General features: G+C 63.2%; 15 protein-coding genes. 6 read left to right on the top strand and 9 right to left on the bottom strand.

Features of this window, described 5'->3' with window-relative positions; genetic code table 11:
- Window positions 1-37: 37 nt before the first annotated feature.
- Together A9K65_RS00860 and A9K65_RS00855 are read left to right on the top strand one after the other, a co-directional pair.
- Window positions 38-970: an EamA family transporter gene (locus A9K65_RS00860; protein ID WP_064995792.1), complete on the top strand. Its 933-nt coding sequence runs from the start codon at window positions 38-40 to the stop codon at window positions 968-970.
- Between the two features lie 90 nt (window positions 971-1,060).
- Window positions 1,061-1,771 carry a sulfate transporter family protein gene (locus tag A9K65_RS00855; protein WP_027163754.1) on the top strand — a complete coding sequence of 237 codons (711 nt, stop codon included), beginning with the start codon at window positions 1,061-1,063 and terminating at the stop codon, window positions 1,769-1,771.
- 10 nt (window positions 1,772-1,781) lie between these two features.
- Here A9K65_RS00855 and A9K65_RS00850 read toward each other — a convergent pair whose 3' ends face one another.
- The 6 genes from A9K65_RS00850 to A9K65_RS00825 all read right to left on the bottom strand — a co-directional run bounded on the left by A9K65_RS00850 (window position 1,782) and on the right by A9K65_RS00825 (window position 6,394).
- Window positions 1,782-2,780: a proline racemase family protein gene (locus A9K65_RS00850; protein ID WP_064995777.1), complete on the bottom strand. Its 999-nt coding sequence runs from the start codon at window positions 2,778-2,780 to the stop codon at window positions 1,782-1,784.
- Between the two features lie 13 nt (window positions 2,781-2,793).
- The gene (locus tag A9K65_RS00845; RefSeq protein WP_024505790.1) at window positions 2,794-3,597 is read right to left on the bottom strand and encodes an oxaloacetate decarboxylase; all 804 of its coding nucleotides are present in this window, start codon (window positions 3,595-3,597) and stop codon (window positions 2,794-2,796) included.
- Window positions 3,598-3,677: 80 nt separating this feature from the next.
- Window positions 3,678-4,532 carry a hypothetical protein gene (locus A9K65_RS00840; protein ID WP_064995776.1) on the bottom strand — a complete coding sequence of 285 codons (855 nt, stop codon included), beginning with the start codon at window positions 4,530-4,532 and terminating at the stop codon, window positions 3,678-3,680.
- A gap of 69 nt (window positions 4,533-4,601) precedes the next feature.
- Window positions 4,602-5,261: an HAD family phosphatase gene (locus A9K65_RS00835; RefSeq protein ID WP_064995791.1), complete on the bottom strand. Its 660-nt coding sequence runs from the start codon at window positions 5,259-5,261 to the stop codon at window positions 4,602-4,604.
- A gap of 11 nt (window positions 5,262-5,272) precedes the next feature.
- Complete coding sequence (gene dut, locus A9K65_RS00830; RefSeq protein WP_064995775.1) at window positions 5,273-5,758, bottom strand: dUTP diphosphatase; 486 nt, start codon at window positions 5,756-5,758, stop codon at window positions 5,273-5,275.
- Window positions 5,759-5,923: 165 nt separating this feature from the next.
- Window positions 5,924-6,394, bottom strand: a complete 471-nt coding sequence (locus A9K65_RS00825; RefSeq protein ID WP_027163759.1) for an Lrp/AsnC family transcriptional regulator — start codon at window positions 6,392-6,394, stop codon at window positions 5,924-5,926.
- Window positions 6,395-6,509: 115 nt separating this feature from the next.
- Here A9K65_RS00825 and A9K65_RS00820 point away from each other — a divergent pair, with 115 nt between their 5' ends.
- Both A9K65_RS00820 and A9K65_RS00815 read left to right on the top strand, forming a co-directional pair.
- Window positions 6,510-6,758 carry a DUF6356 family protein gene (locus A9K65_RS00820; protein WP_013528043.1) on the top strand — a complete coding sequence of 83 codons (249 nt, stop codon included), beginning with the start codon at window positions 6,510-6,512 and terminating at the stop codon, window positions 6,756-6,758.
- 15 nt (window positions 6,759-6,773) lie between these two features.
- Window positions 6,774-7,574 (top strand): class II glutamine amidotransferase, encoded by an 801-nt coding sequence (locus A9K65_RS00815; RefSeq protein WP_027163760.1) that lies wholly within the window; start codon window positions 6,774-6,776, stop codon window positions 7,572-7,574.
- A gap of 460 nt (window positions 7,575-8,034) precedes the next feature.
- On the opposite strand, the gene A9K65_RS00805 is transcribed toward A9K65_RS00815, so the two are convergent.
- Window positions 8,035-9,108, bottom strand: a complete 1,074-nt coding sequence (locus tag A9K65_RS00805) for an FAD-binding oxidoreductase (RefSeq protein ID WP_024505785.1) — start codon at window positions 9,106-9,108, stop codon at window positions 8,035-8,037.
- A 236-nt stretch (window positions 9,109-9,344) separates the two neighbouring features.
- Here A9K65_RS00805 and A9K65_RS00800 point away from each other — a divergent pair, with 236 nt between their 5' ends.
- Window positions 9,345-10,937 carry a peptide chain release factor 3 gene (locus tag A9K65_RS00800; protein WP_013528039.1) on the top strand — a complete coding sequence of 531 codons (1,593 nt, stop codon included), beginning with the start codon at window positions 9,345-9,347 and terminating at the stop codon, window positions 10,935-10,937.
- 75 nt (window positions 10,938-11,012) lie between these two features.
- On the opposite strand, the gene A9K65_RS00795 is transcribed toward A9K65_RS00800, so the two are convergent.
- The gene (locus tag A9K65_RS00795) at window positions 11,013-11,483 is read right to left on the bottom strand and encodes a VOC family protein (RefSeq protein WP_024505784.1); all 471 of its coding nucleotides are present in this window, start codon (window positions 11,481-11,483) and stop codon (window positions 11,013-11,015) included.
- A gap of 253 nt (window positions 11,484-11,736) precedes the next feature.
- Here A9K65_RS00795 and ilvD point away from each other — a divergent pair, with 253 nt between their 5' ends.
- A complete protein-coding gene (gene ilvD, locus A9K65_RS00790; RefSeq protein WP_063171117.1) occupies window positions 11,737-13,581 on the top strand; it encodes a dihydroxy-acid dehydratase in 1,845 nt (614 codons plus the stop codon).
- A 158-nt stretch (window positions 13,582-13,739) separates the two neighbouring features.
- On the opposite strand, the gene A9K65_RS00785 is transcribed toward ilvD, so the two are convergent.
- Window positions 13,740-15,494, bottom strand: coding sequence for an ABC transporter ATP-binding protein (locus tag A9K65_RS00785; protein WP_064995774.1), 1,755 nt, complete (start codon window positions 15,492-15,494; stop codon window positions 13,740-13,742).
- Between the last annotated feature and the right edge of the window lie 143 nt (window positions 15,495-15,637).

The following is a 15,637-nucleotide window of genomic DNA, read 5'->3' as shown; positions in this document are numbered from 1 at the left end:
ATCAGACGATCCCGCTTCGAAGGCGAGCCAGCCCCCAATGTCTACAAAAAGCATGTCGACGAAGAACGAGCCTGCAAAAAACGATCTGACCACCGACCTGGTACTGCTCGTCGTGCTGGCAGTGCTCTGGGGCGCCTCCTACACCTTCATCAAGATCGGCGTCGAAACCATCCCGCCGGTCACCTTCATTGCCGCCCGCACCCTGATCGCCGGCGGCATCCTGTTGGCCATCATCCGCTGGCGCGGGCTCGCCTTGCCGGGCGACGCTGCAAGCTGGCGCCGCTTCGCCTTCCAGGCCTGCCTCAACAGCGTTATTCCGTTCACCCTGATCGCCGCGGCCGAACGCTCGGTCGATGCCGGCCTCGCCACCATCCTCAACGCGACCTCGCCGATCTTCACCTTCCTCTTGACCGCGCTCATCACCCGCCACGAGCCGGTCACCTTGCGCAAACTGATCGGTGTCGGCGCCGGCATTGCCGGCATCTGCCTCATTATCGGCACGCAGGCGCTGGGTGGCCTCGGTCATGAATTGTGGGCGCAATTGGCAATCGTCGCCGCGACGGTCTGCTATGCCGGGGCCGCCATTTTCGGCCGCGGTTTCAAGGGCCTCGACCCAATGCTACCGGCCGCCGGTTCCATGCTGTGCGGCGCCGTCATCCTCGTGCCGCTCAGTCTGGTGTTCGACCAGCCGTGGACGCTGGCGCCATCGACCGCGTCGATCCTGGCCCTGCTCGGCCTGTCGGTCTTTTCCACCGCGCTGGCCTTCGTTATCTATTTCCGCCTCATCCACACGCTGGGTTCGGTCGGCACCACCTCGCAGGCCTATCTGCGCGTGCCGATCGGCGTCGGCATCGGCGCTCTCTTCCTCGGCGAAAGTCTTGGTTCGACGGCATGGCTGGGCATGGGTTTTGTCGTGGCCGGGGTCGCTGCCATGACCATCCCGGTTCGAAAGCCGGCGGTTGCGCGGTAAACGCCAGCCCGCTTGTGCTCATGGCCTGCGCTGCCTATCTCGGAAGCATCAGCCTTTTAGGCGGCGTCCGCTAACCGGGGGTGTGACAAGGTGATTTTCGACGCTGCCCGCGCTGCGGCCCTCGAGCTGATTTCGCCTCCCTTTCGGGCCGTGTTCGTCAAGACGCTGGGCTTGACCGTGCTGGCACTGGTGGCTCTGTGGTTCGGCCTGACCAGCCTCGTCGAGTGGCTGGCGCTGCCGTGGCTGCAGACGCTGTTGCCCGGCATGCCGTCCTGGGCCGGGTGGCTCGGCGGCATCATCGCGGCAATAGCGCTTGCCTTCGGCATGGCGTTGCTCATCGCGCCGGTGACGGCTGTTGTCGCCGGCCTGTTCCTCGACGATATCGCCGAAGTGGTCGAGCGCACCGACTACCCCGGCGATCCGACCGGCCGCGCCATGCCGGCGCTGCGCTCGCTGGTGCTGTCGGCGCGATTCCTCGGTGTCGTCATTCTCGGCAACATCGTCGCGCTGCTGCTTCTCTTGGTGCCGGGCGTCAACATAGCCGCCTTCTTCATCGTCAACGGCTATCTGCTCGGGCGCGAGTTCTTCGAATTCGCCGCCATGCGCTTTCGCGGGGAAGACGAGGCCAGGGCCTTGCGCAGGCACTATGCCGGCACGGTGTTTCTCGCCGGGCTGCTCATCGCGGCTTTCCTCGCCGTGCCGTTGCTTAACCTGCTGACGCCGCTGTTCGCCGCCGCCATGATGGTGCATCTGCACAAGGCGATCTCGGTGCGGGAAGTGGCTCGCCCCTCACGCGGCTAGGCATTTTTCTTCAGCGCAACAGAAATCCGCGTCCGAGCTCGTCATCGGCCTCGACGATGAATTCGGCCCGCCCGGAATAATAGGCGCGGCCGCCGACGCGGGCGATGATCGCCTCATGCCGTCCAGCCTTCGCCGTCCGCGCCACGGCTCCGGAAAAACGCGAGCCTGCGATGCTCTCGAATGTGCGCGTCTGTCCGATCGCGATCTCGCCCTTGGCATGCATGGCCGCCAGCCTTGCGGTGACGCCGGAACCGGTTGGCGAGCGGTCGACCTCGGCTTCGGCGAAGACGCAGATGTTTTTGGTCACCTCGCCGGAAAATGTGTCGCGGCCATCGGTCAGGATGGTGCCGTATAGGTAGGCTAGGTCGCCGTGGTCGGGATGCGACAGCGGAAATTCAGCCTTGAGCCTGTCCGTCAGCCCCGTTGCCGCATCGACGAAATCGCGCATCCGGCTTCTGCCGAATTCGAGCCCGAATTGGTGACAATCGGCCAGCGCGTAGAAGGCGCCGCCATAGGCGACGTCGAAGCCAATCGTGCCGTGGCCCGCCAATTCGATCGCCTGTCCACCGGCGAACAGGAAGGCCGGCACGCTTTCGAACGAAACCGCACCGGCCTTGCCGTCCCTGACCTCGACCGAGGCGACGACCAGCCCGCACGGCGCCTCGATATTGACTGTCGTGACTGGTTCCTGTTTCGCCACCAGCCCTTCATCGATGGCGTAGCGGCCGAGCGCGACGATGGCGTGGCCGCACATCGTCGAATAGCCCTCATTGTGCATGAACAGCACGGCGAGGTCGGCGCCGGGCAGGTCCGGCTCGACCAGCAAGGCGCCATACATGTCGTAATGGCCGCGTGGCTCGAACATCAGGATTTTCCTGAGATGATCGAGATGGTCGCGCACATAGGCGCGCTTTTCCAGGATCGTGCCCTTGGGGATACCGGGATAGCCGCCGGTGACGATCCTCAGCGGCTCGCCGCCAGTATGCATGTCGATCACGGTCAGCGTCATGCGACGGGCCCCATTAATCCGAAGATTTGCCGAAGAGGGCCTGCAATTTGCTGAACGGCATGGCGGCGCGGGTGAAGCCGAAGGTGCCGTCTTGCTGGATTTCGCGTGCCGCCGTTTCCAGCATGCCATAGGCGAAATTGGTCAGCCACGGCCCGAGCGAGATACGCTTGACGCCGGCCATGGCGAGATCGGCGATGGTAAAGCCCGGTACCGCCATGACATTGACCGGCTTGCTGACGGCAGAGCAGAGCGTGCGGATCATCTCGACGTTGCCGATGCCTGGCGCATAGAGTACGTCGGCGCCGGCCTTCTCGAACGCCTGCAGCCGCTTGATCGTGTCGTCGAGGTCGGACTTGCCCCAGAGGAAATTCTCGGCCCGCGCAGTGAAGACGAAATCGCGTTTCAGGGCCCGCGCCGCTTCCACGGCCGCCGCAACGCGTTCGACGGCGTGCGCAAAATCATAGATCGGCTTGTCCGGATCGCCGGTGTGGTCTTCGATCGAGCAGCCGGCAAGGCCGGCAGCTTCCGCCGCGAAGATGGTTTCGGCGGCCTGCTCGGCGCTGTCGCCCTTGCCTTTCTCGAGGTCGGCCGAGACCGGCAGGCTGGTCGCCGCGGTCACTTCGCGGCAATGGTGGATCATCTGGTCGAAGGTCACCGCGCCGTCCGGCAGGCCGCGCGAAAAGGCAAAGCCGGCGCTGGTCGTCGCCAGCGCCGTGAAGCCGAACGAGCCGAGCAGCTTGGTCGTGCCGATATCCCAGGGATTGGGCACGACGAAGGTCGAGGCATGCAGGTCGCGAAAGATCTTGCCCTTGTCCATGGTAGTTCCCCCATCATATGCGGTGTGGCCGAGCGGATTTTATCCTGCTCCATCTGGCCGGGCAAACGAATGCGGTTGGTTCAGAAGCGTTTGGCGTTCTCTCCTGCCAAATTGTTCAGCGCGTCGGAATCCTTGGCGTAGTGCGACGTTGTCTTGTCCCAATGATAGGTGACGGAGATGTCGTGAGATTCAGGTTTGGGCGGCTGGTCATCGCAGCTTTCGTCGTTCACGACGGTGGCATCGGTCACCGTTACCTTGATCGCCGCATGGCGTCGGCCCTCTGCGATGGCTTTAAAGGCAACGTCCTGCGTCCGGCTATGGGCACACACGTGCTCGTCGAACAAATAGATGATGTCGATCAGCTTCAACTTGTCCCTGGCGACCATAATCAGCGGGACGATCATATAGTTCTGGTTTGAATTGGAATGCGAACTCTCGATCATGAGGATATCATCATTGGCGCCGATGCCGAGCTTGCCGGGTTCGCGGAAATAGGTGCTGCGGTCGAGGGCGACATTGGCGGCGTCGAGCAGCCTTGGTTTGCCCGTAATGTCGTAGAGCGCTAGCACCGCATAGCCTTCTGCGCTGTCTGAGGAATCGCCGAGATCGAACAGCATGGTCAGGCGGTCCTTGCCTCCCGCCTTGATGGCAAGCACGGAGGCATTGGAAAAGCCTGAGGTTTCGGGCGGCGAGCCGCCGCTGTCGGGTCCCTCGATATGGCGCATAGCGATCGGCAGCCCGCCCCTGTAAAAGCCATTCTTGTCGGCGGCGAGGTCTGGAATGATCATCCTGGCGAGGTCGAGATAGGTGATGTCTTTTTGGCCGGGCAGTGGGCTGCCGAGCTCCGGAAGGCTGGCGTCTTGCGCGCCGGCTGCGGTCCACAGCAATGGCAGCAGCATCACGGCGAGGATGAAGCGAAGCAGGTTCGTCGGCATGGTCGCCTCAGGCTGTCGGGCGCGCGGAACGTAGCACAGCCTCCCAACCCGTCCAGTCCGTCAGCCAGCTCAGTGGATCGGCACCAGCCCGGCCAGTTCGCGCATGTCGTCGAACAGGATGCCGCCGGCCTGGATAAGGCCGTCGCGGTCGGAATACGGATCGGCGTGATAGGAAAACACCCGCATGCCGGCCGCGATGCCGGCCTGCGTGCCAGCGACGCTGTCCTCGATGACGATGCAGTCGGCAGGTGCAAAGCCCACGGTTTTCGCAGCATGCAGGAACAGGTCCGGAAACGGCTTGCCGCGCGCGACCATCGTCGAGGAAAACATCGCGTGTTCGAACAGCGGCAACAGCCCGGTCTGGCCAAGTGTGATGTGCATCTTCGACACCCGGGCCGAGGTGGCGACGCAATAGGCGATCCCGGCTGACCGCACGGCCTCGACGAATTCGCGGACAAAAGGGATTGCTTCGACGCCGTGGGCGAACAGGTCTGGCATGCCGGCGTTCCAGCGATCGACAAAATCGGCGCCAAGCCTGACGCTGGTCTCTTCTTCGATCTCTTTCTGCACCGACGCCATGCTGCGGCCGGAGAAATTCTTGCGGCAATATTCGAAGCTTGTCGGATAGCCGGCAGCGGTCAGCCATTCGGCAAGGCGCCGGTTGGCGAGATTCTCCGTGTCGACCAGGATCCCGTCGCAGTCGAAGATGACGAGCTTTGGAAGGGGTATTGTTTCAGGCATCAGGCTGTGCCGGTCGATCCGAATCCGCCCGAGCCACGCGCCGTGCTGCCGGCAAGCGAACGCTCCTCCACCGCCACCTGTGTCACCGCGGCGAAAACGAGCTGGGCAATGCGCATGCCCCGCGTCACGGCAAAGTCCTCGTCGCCGAGATTGATCAGCAGCACCTTCACCTCGCCGCGATAGTCGCTGTCGATGGTGCCGGGCGTGTTGAGGACGGTCAGCCCATGTTTGAAGGCAAGGCCTGAGCGCGGCCGCACCTGGCCTTCCATGCCTTCGGGAATTTCCAGGATCAGCCCGGTCGGCACCAGAGCGCGTTTTCCGGGCAGGATCAGCAGCGGCCTGTCGTCGGGCACCGCGGCGCGCAGATCCATGCCGGCAGCACCGGTGCTTTCATAAGCAGGAAGGGGAAGTCCTTCAGCATGCGGCAACCTGACGAAGCCGACGGTCGGACCGATGACGGAGGGAGTTTGAAGGGCTGCGCGCATAAAATCGATCCTATCGGCGCGAACGGCGATTCGGTCAACTCGCCCGCACGCCTATCAACGGCTTTCTTTCAGGCATCAGTATGGCCTGAGGTGTGTTGAGATTCAGGTCAGGCCGAGTCGAAACCCGTCGTTTGCAGGCCGGCATCACCTGAATATCGACATACCTTAGCGCAATTCCATCGGAACCACCGTCGTCTCCTTGATCTCCTCCATCACGAAAGAGGCGGAAACATCAGACAGCGCCACCTTGGCGATCAGCCGCTGGTAGAGCCGGTCATAGGCCTTCACGTCGGCGACGCGGGCGCGCAGAACGTAGTCGAGGTCGCCGGACATGCGGTAGACGCCGATGATCTCGGGAAAGCCGGTCACTGCCGCCCGGAATCTCTGCAGCCACTCCGGATCGTGGTTGGACGTGCGGATCAGGATGAAGACGGAAAGGCCAAGCCCGAGCTTTTCGGCATCGACCAGCGCCACCCTGCCGGTGATGACACCGGCCTCCTCCAGCCGCTTCACCCGGCGCCAGCAGGCATTGCGCGACAGCGCCACCCGTTCCGACAACTGGTCGACCGACAGCGTGCCGTCGCGTTGCAACTCGGCGAGCAATTTCCGGTCGATTTCGTCAATTTCCAGCGCCATGTGGGATATTTGTCCCATGGATCACCGAAATACAAGGACATTTTGAGACCGATGAACCGGCGAAGCATGTCAGGATACTCATATCAGGAACTTCAAGCGCTGAAGGGGAACCAGCATGTCGGTCGCAAGGATTTTCACCTCTCATCCGGCCAAGGTCGGCGAAACCTATTTCAGCCACATGGGCTTTGCCGCCTGGTTTTCGTCGCGCCTGTTGATGGCGGCGGGCGCCGCGCTCGTTCATGCTTTCTTGCCATTTCTGTTTGAAACTACCGCCAGCCGAATCGTTCGCGAGCTTTACGAGCGGACGCACAACAGAGGCACGCACGCGACCAAGGAGCCTGCGGCTCTTATGGATCGCGCCTAGAGGGCGACAGAAACGATGTGCCGGTGGGCGGCCTATCTGGGTGAAGCGGTCTTTCTCGAAGACATCCTCACGGCGCCCTGTCACTCGCTGATCGCCCAGAGCCATTGTGCTCAGGAAGCGAAATCGCCGACCAATGGCGACGGCTTCGGCCTAGCCTGGTATGGCGACCGCCCGGAGCCGGGTCTCTATCGCGATATCCTGCCGGCCTGGTCCGATCCCAATCTGAAAAGCCTGTGCCGACAGATCAAATCCGGCCTGTTCCTCGCCCATGTGCGGGCGTCGACCGGCGGCGCCACCAGCCGCATGAACTGCCATCCATTCATCTCCGGCAGCTGGTCGTTCATGCACAACGGCCAGATCGGCGGCTTCGAGAAAATCCGCCGCGCGCTGGAGAACTCGCTGTCCGACGCCGTCTTCGACCAGCGCGAAGGCACCACCGATTCCGAACTGTTCTTCCTGCTGATGATCGATGAGGGATTGACCGGCGATCCGCAAGGCGCCGTCTCCCGCGCCACCAGCCGCGTGCTCGAAGCCTCGCGCCGCGCCGGCCTCGAACCGGCGCTGAAGCTCACCGCCGCCTTCTCGGATGGCCAGGCGCTGCACGCGGTGCGCTACGCCACCGACGCTCACGCGCCGACGCTCTACACGTCTGTCCTGCGCAAGGGCGGCGGCCGCTGCATCGTGTCCGAACCGTTCGACCGCGAGGGCGGCGACTGGCAGGCGATCCCGCCGGCGAGTTTTGTCACGATCAGCGGCGATGACATCAGAATTCGCCCGTTTGCTCCGGCGGCGGCGAAGTTCGCGCTGGTGGGGTAGCTGCAAACTGCGGCAACGTCGCGGGACAGCGCCCCTCTGGCCTGCCGGACATCTCCCCCCACAAAGTGGGGAGATTGGCTATTTGCGTGGCCTTCGCCAATCGCCAAGGTTGCTGGAACGAGCCAAACCTGCCGATCTCCCCACTCGTGGGAGAGATGGCCGGCAGGCCAGAGGGGGGCGCCGTAGAGTGCCGACATCAAAGACTATCGGCACAATTTCAATCAAACGCGGCCAACCCTCGAATGCTCCACTCCACTTGAAGTATGCCGTGGATGCTGCCGGCCTATGGCGCTGTCTTCAACCACAGCGGCCATCCAGCCATTTCCATCCCCTGAGGACAGGACAGCACCGGCCTGCCGATCGGCCCGCAACTGGTCGGCAAACGCTGGTCGGAGTCACGACTGCTCGGCAGCGCCAGGGTAATCGAACCACTCACCGGCGGCTTTCGCCGTCCGCCTGCCTATTGAGCGAAGCGCGACAATCCATAAGGGGCAAGTAAGGGGTCGCGCTCGCCGTCGAGAATTTCCCTTGTGGCGAACAGGCCGACGGCCGGCGCCAGCGTGATGCCGGAATGCATGACGGCGACATAGACACCGTCCATGCCCTCAGCGCGGCCGACGATTGGAAAGCCATCGATCGGCGTCGGCCGGTAGCCGACCGTGTGGAAATCGAGTTCCAACCCGTCGCTGTCGCGCAGCATGGCTTTCATGGCCGCAAACAGCGCGTGGGCGGTGGCTTCGGCATCCATGCCCGGGTCGGCGCCGCCAAAATCCGAGCCGGCGATGATGCGACCTTCCGCTGTCTGGCGCATGTGCAGCCGCTCGGCCAGCACCAGCCCGTTGAGCCGCTTTTCGGTGGGCCGCGAATGGACGATCAGGCCGGGCGGCGTTTCGATCGGCAGGTTGATCCCGGCGGTCGCGGCGATCTCCGGCGAGCCGACGCCAGCCGCGATCACCACCTCGTCTGATGCAATCAATCCATGCGATGTGTCGACACCGGTGATCCTGCCGCCGGTCTGGACCAGGGCCGTCACCGTGCTGGAGATGATCTTCGCGCCATGTCGCTCCGCGTCCGCCAACAGCGCGCGCGTGGCAGTCACCGGTTCGGCGACGCCTTCCTCAGCCACATACAGGGCAAAATCCGGAAGCTCGGTGAGATTGGGCTCGATGCGCGCAGCACCGGCGCGGTCGACTTGGCTGATACCATAGCCCCAGGCGGAATGTTCCGTGGCGTAGGCTTCCATGTCGGCCACCGGCAAATCCCAGCACAGGCCGCCGCACCAGCTCAGCGGTAGGCCGGGAAGGTCCCGCGCCAGCCGCGTCCACTCTGCCATCGCGCGGGTGCGCAGCCGGAAATACGGCTCCGGATTGCCCCAGCTGGCATTGATCCAGGCGAACGAGTTCGGCGTCGCCACCCCTCCGGCAGCACTGTCGGCAATCACCGTCACTTGCGCACCCGCTCTGCTCAGATGCCACGCGATGGAGGCGCCGATGATGCCGGCGCCGATGACGATCACTTGTTTCGCCGCAGTCATGCTTGCTCCTCTGCCTCGTCATCCCGAGGGATGTTCATCCAGTGCCACCCCGGCAGCCGCTTGCCAACATCGCGCAGCGCAAAATATGCGGCAATGCACTGGCCGGAGCCACAGCACGGCTGAGCTGTATGCTCGGATGGTGAGGCGGCGATCAGCAGAGTCCGAGCCGCCGGACCGGTCGACAGGCCGGCACTGCGCTGCTAGAAGCCCGGCCTGTCACACGGAAATCCCAGAGAATGCCCGAAGCAATAGAAGAAGAAGTGGCGCGCCGCCGCACCTTCGCGATCATCGCGCACCCGGACGCCGGCAAGACCACGCTCACCGAAAAGCTGCTGCTGTTCGGCGGCGCCATCCAGCTTGCCGGCGAGGTCAAGGCCAAGAAGGACAAGATCCAGACGCGGTCGGACTGGATGAAGATCGAGCGTGAGCGCGGCATTTCGGTCGTCACTTCGGTGATGACCTTCGAGTATGAGGACAATGTCTTCAACCTGCTCGACACGCCCGGCCACGAGGATTTCGCAGACGACACCTATCGCACGCTATCGGCGGTCGACTCGGCCGTCATGGTCATCGATGCCGCCAAGGGCATCGAGCCGCGCACGCTGAAGCTTTTCGAAGTCTGCCGGCTACGCGACATCCCGATCATCACCTTCGTCAACAAGATGGATCGCGAAAGCCGCGATCCGTTCGAGATCCTCGATGAGATCGAGCAGAAGCTGGCGCTGGATACGGCGCCGATCACCTGGCCGATCGGCCGGGGCAAGAATTTTTCCGGCACCTACCATCTGGCGCTGAACGCCGTGCGCAGGGGCGACGACGAGAAGGAGCGCACGCCGGTCAACGGTCCCGATTCCAACCGCGTCGCCGGCCTTTTGCCGGAGAACGAGCGCGAGGCCTTCATCGAGGAGCTGGAGCTGGCGCGGGAAGCGTGCAGACCCCTTGATATAGAAGCCTTCCGCGAGGGTCACCTGACGCCGGTCTATTTCGGCTCGGCGCTGCGCAATTATGGCGTGCGCGACCTGATCGAGGCGCTCGGCGCTTTTGGACCGCCGCCGCGTGCTCAAGAGGCCGACACCCGCAAGGTCGAGGCGACCGAAGAGAAGATGACGTCCTTCGTCTTCAAGATCCAGGCCAACATGGATCCCAACCACCGCGACCGCATAGCCTTCGTCCGCGTCTGTTCGGGCAAGCTCGAGCGCGGCATGAAGGCCAAGCTGGTACGCACGGGAAAACCGATGTCGCTGTCGGCGCCACAGTTCTTCTTTGCCCGCACACGCGTCACCGCCGACGAGGCCTTTGCCGGCGACGTCGTCGGCATTCCCAACCACGGCACGCTGCGTATTGGCGATACGCTGACCGAGGGCGAGGAAATCCTGTTCCGCGGCGTTCCGAATTTCGCCCCGGAAATCCTGCGCCGTGTCCGCCTCGGCGACGCGATGAAGGCCAAAAAGCTGAAGGAAGCGCTGCACCAGATGGCAGAGGAGGGCGTCGTGCAGCTGTTTTCGCCCGAGGACGGCTCACCGGCCATCGTCGGTGTCGTCGGCGCGCTGCAACTCGACGTCCTGAAGGAACGGCTGAACTTCGAATACACCCTGCCGGTCGAATTCGAGATGTCGCGCTTTTCCGTGTGCCGCTGGATCTCGGCCGACGACAAGGCCGAGGTCCTGCGTTTCATCGAGGCGCATCGCGGCGACATCGCCCGCGACCTCGACAACGACCCGGTGTTCCTCGCCCAGCACGCCTTCTCGCTGAACTACGAAGCGGAGCGCTGGAAGGCGATCAAGTTTGCCACGATCAAGGACTATCAGGTCCGCGACAGAGCGGCGTAAGTCGCGCTTTTTCCTACTCCCCGTTCACGGGGAGAAGGTGCCCGAAGGGCGGTTGAGGGGCGGCGCGACCCTCGACTATCCTCTAGCGGCTTCTTCGATCTTGGCGATGTCGATCTTGCTCATCTGCATCATCGCCGACATCACGCGGCCGGCCTTGGCCCGGTCCGGATCCAGAAGCAGGCGCGGCAGCTGCTCCGGCACAACCTGCCAGGAGACGCCGAATTTATCCTTCAGCCAGCTGCATTGCGATGGTTGGCCGCCACCTTCGATGAGCTTGTCCCAGAAGTAATCCACCTCTTCCTGCGTCTTGCAGTCGATCGACTGCGACATCGCTTCGCTGTGCTTGAACTGCGGTCCACCATTGAGCGCCTGGAACTGCACGCCGTCGAGTTCGAACGTGGTCACCAACACCTTGCCTGCATCGGCGTGGCCTTCGGGCCAACGCATCACGCTCAGCACCTTGGAATTCTTGAAGATGGAGACGTAGAAGTTCATGGCCTCTTCGGCCTGGCCGTCGAACCACAGGCAGGTGGTGATCTTTTGCATGTCGTGCTCCTCGTGCTGTTTCGGTCGCTGTTCCTGTGAAACGGCTGACTCCGAACATGGTGCCATCTCCTTGCCGTCTGCCCAAGGACGGACATGCAGCGCGCCATCCGACAGTGCCACGCATTTTTTTGAGAGAATCTGGCGCATTGCAAAATTGTGGCCAGACCATACTTGCGCGTCTATAACGCCTGCGGTCCGAATTCAGCTCCGCCGCGCCAACCCCTGGGCTGCGGCCAGCCACCAAGGAAAAAACATGCCTGCCTATCGTTCCCGCACCACCACCCATGGCCGCAACATGGCCGGCGCTCGCGGCCTCTGGCGCGCCACCGGCATGAAGGACTCGGATTTCGGCAAGCCGATCATTGCGGTGGTCAACTCCTTCACCCAGTTCGTGCCGGGCCATGTCCATCTGAAGGATCTCGGCCAATTGGTCGCGCGCGAGATCGAAAAGGCCGGCGGCGTTGCCAAGGAATTCAACACCATCGCCGTCGATGACGGCATCGCCATGGGCCATGACGGCATGCTCTATTCGCTCCCGTCGCGCGAGCTGATCGCCGATTCCGTCGAATACATGGTCAACGCGCATTGCGCCGACGCCATGGTCTGCATCTCCAATTGCGACAAGATCACGCCCGGCATGCTGATGGCCTCGTTGCGCCTCAACATCCCGACCGTCTTCGTCTCCGGCGGTCCGATGGAAGCCGGCAAGGTGGTGCTCGCCGGCAAGACGCAGGCGCTCGACCTGGTCGATGCCATGGTCGCGGCCGCCGACGACAAGATCTCCGATGAGGACGTCAAGGTCATCGAGCGCTCGGCCTGCCCGACCTGCGGCTCCTGCTCGGGCATGTTCACCGCCAATTCGATGAATTGTTTGACCGAGGCGCTTGGCCTGTCGCTGCCCGGCAACGGCTCGACATTGGCGACGCATGCCGACCGCAAGCGTCTGTTCGTCGAGGCCGGCCACCTGATCGTCGATCTCGCCCAGCGCTATTACGAGCAGGACGACGAAACCGCACTGCCGCGCAACATCGCCTCGAAGGGCGCTTTCGAGAACGCCATGACGCTCGACATCGCCATGGGCGGTTCGACCAACACCGTGCTGCACATCCTGGCTGCGGCGCATGAGGGCGAGATCGATTTCGATCAGGACGACATCGACGCGCTGTCGCGCAAGGTGCCGGTGCTGTGCAAGGTTGCGCCCGCCAAGTCCGACGTCCACATGGAAGACGTCCACCGCGCCGGCGGCATCATGGCGATCCTCGGCCAGCTCGACAATGCCGGCCTGCTCAACCGCGACCTGCCGACGGTGCATACGTCAACCCTGGGCGAGGCGCTCGACCATTGGGACATTTCCCGCACGACCAGCCAGAGCGTGCGCGATTTCTTCCTCGCCGCCCCTGGCGGCGTGCCGACGCAGGTCGCCTTCAGCCAGGAGCGCCGCTGGGACGAGCTCGATCTCGACCGCGAGAAAGGCGTTATCCGCTCGACCGAACATCCCTTTTCCAAGGATGGCGGCCTTGCCGTGCTGAAGGGCAATCTGGCGCTCGACGGCTGCATCGTGAAGACGGCGGGCGTCGATGAATCGATCCTGAAATTCACCGGCCCGGCCCGCGTGTTCGAAAGCCAGGATTCGAGCGTCAAGGCGATCCTGTCCAATGAGATCAAGGCCGGCGATGTCGTCGTCATCCGCTATGAAGGACCGCGCGGCGGCCCCGGCATGCAGGAGATGCTCTATCCGACCAGCTATCTGAAGTCGAAGGGCCTCGGCAAGGCCTGCGCTCTGGTTACTGACGGCCGCTTCTCCGGCGGCACCTCGGGCCTGTCGATCGGCCATGCGTCGCCGGAAGCTGCCGAAGGCGGTTTGATCGGACTGGTGCAGGAGGGCGATACGATCGAGATCGACATCCCGAACCGCAGCATCCGCCTGGCTGTCGATGAGGCGGAACTCGTTGCGCGACGGGCGGCGATGGAAGCCAAGGGCGCCATGGCCTGGAAGCCGGAGGAAAAGCGCAAGCGCAAGGTGACGACCGCCTTGCGCGCCTATGCCGCCATGGCCACCAGCGCGGCCAAGGGCGCGGTGAGGTTTGTGCCGGAATAAGGTTCGCGCCCAGGCCCCCTCATCCGGCCGCTACGCGGCCACCTTCTCCCCGCTGGGGAGAAGAGGCTGGCGCCGGCGCTGACGATCTCTTCTCCCCTCGGGGAGAAGGTGGCCCGAAGGGCCGGATGAGGGGGCTGGCTCCAATATCCGGAACACCATCACGGCATCAACTGATACTCATAGAGCTTCTGGTAAAGCCCGCCCTGCTTGAGCAAGGCCTTGTGCGGGCCGCTTTCCACCACCTTGCCGGCTTCGAGCACCACGATTGTGTCGGCCTGGTGCACGGTCGACAGACGGTGCGCGATGACGATCGTCGTGCGGCCTTCCGTCAATTGCTGCAGCGCGTCGCGGAACAGCGCTTCCGATTCGGCGTCGAGCGCGCTGGTCGCTTCGTCCAGCAGCAGGATCTCCGCATTGCGTAACATGGCGCGTGCGATCGAGATCCGTTGGCGCTGGCCGCCCGACAGTAAGCCGCCATTCTCGCCGACATCCGTCTCGTAGCCTTTCGCCTGCGCGCTGATGAAGTCATGCGCGTTGGCCGCCTTGGCGGCGGCGATCACCTCATCGTCGGTCGCACCCTCGCGCCCAAGCCGGATGTTGTGCATGATGGTGCCGGCAAACAGGAACGTATCCTGGCTGACATAGGCGATCTTTTCCCGCAGCGATGCGAGCGTCGCATGGGAAATATCCTGACCGTCGAACAGCACCCTGCCGCTCTGCGGATCATACATGCGCATGATCAGGTTTAGAATCGTCGACTTGCCGCCGCCGGAAGGCCCGACCAGCGCCGTCATCTTGCCGGGCGCAAGCGTCAGATCGAACCTGTCCAGCACCGGCGGCCCTTTCTGATAAGCGAAGTCGACGGTGTCGAACCGGATCTCGCCCGGTCCGGCCAGAAGCGGCTTCGCGTCCGGCTTCTCGACCAGAGTGAGCGGCTGGTCGGCGAGCTCGAACATCATGCGCACGCCGACAATGCCGCTTTCCAGCGATATGCGCACGCGCGCAAGGCGCTTTGCCGGCTCATAGGCAAACAGGAGTGCCCCGATGAAGGCCATGATGTTTCCCGGCATCTGGCCGCCCTGCAAGACCAGGAAGCCGCTGACGAAGATGGCCCCGGCAATAGCCAGCCCGGCCAGCGTCTCCATCACCGGGCTTGTCGCAGCCTCCAGCGTCGCGATGTTATTGGCCCGGTTCTCGACGTCCGACACGGCCTTGTACATGCGGTTGCGCATCGCGCCTTCGAGGTTGAAGGATTTGACGACGCGCACGCCGATTGCCGTTTCCTGCATCACCTGCACGATCTGGCCGACCGAGCGAAACTCCATCGCGGCGAACTTGCGAACACGTTTCAGGATGCGGTTGACCCCGTAGATAGCCAAGGGGCCGACGACGAAGCAGATTATAGACAAGGCTGGCTGCTGCCAGACCATGACTCCTACCAGGACGACCAGCGACAACAGATCGCGCACATAGGACGTGACAACGAGGTCGAGCACGTTGCGTGCCGCCTGTGCATTGTTGGTCATGCGTGTGATCAGGTCGGACGACGAGGTCGAATGGTAGAATTCGATGCCTTGCGCCAGGATGCGGTCGTAGATCTTGCGCTGGCGGTCGGCGATGATGGCGTTGCCGACACGGCTCATGAAATAGGCCTGAATGAAGTTGGCGAGGCCCTTGAGGATGAAGATCGTGGCGACCCCGCCCGCAATCAGGTTGACCCGGTCAATCCGCTTGAAAACTACGAATTCGTCGGTGATCTCTTTGAGAATCCAGGCGCTGGCGCCGGTCGTGGCGGCCACCACAAGCATCGACAAGATCGCGGCGCCGTAGCCAAACCTGTGCTGATAAAAGGATTCCCGGATCAACCTCGCGACGAGGCGCTGGTTTTCCGTCGAGCGGAAGAAACGAAACAAACGGCGGATCCTTGAAACCGGGACAACGAAGGCGGCTTATAGAGGGAGTTGCGGCCGGATGAAACCATCCGCGGCCGCCGCGGACAAATCGCTGTTGCAAGCGGCATCGACGGGATGCGATTTTCAGCCTCGGCTATATCAGA

Origin of the sequence: Mesorhizobium sp. WSM1497, from assembly GCF_001672455.2 — a bacterium.
Classification (GTDB): Bacteria; Pseudomonadota; Alphaproteobacteria; order Rhizobiales; family Rhizobiaceae; genus Mesorhizobium; species Mesorhizobium ciceri.
Note: the sequence above shows the minus strand (reverse complement) of the source record. Positions and strands in the feature narration are given on the sequence as shown.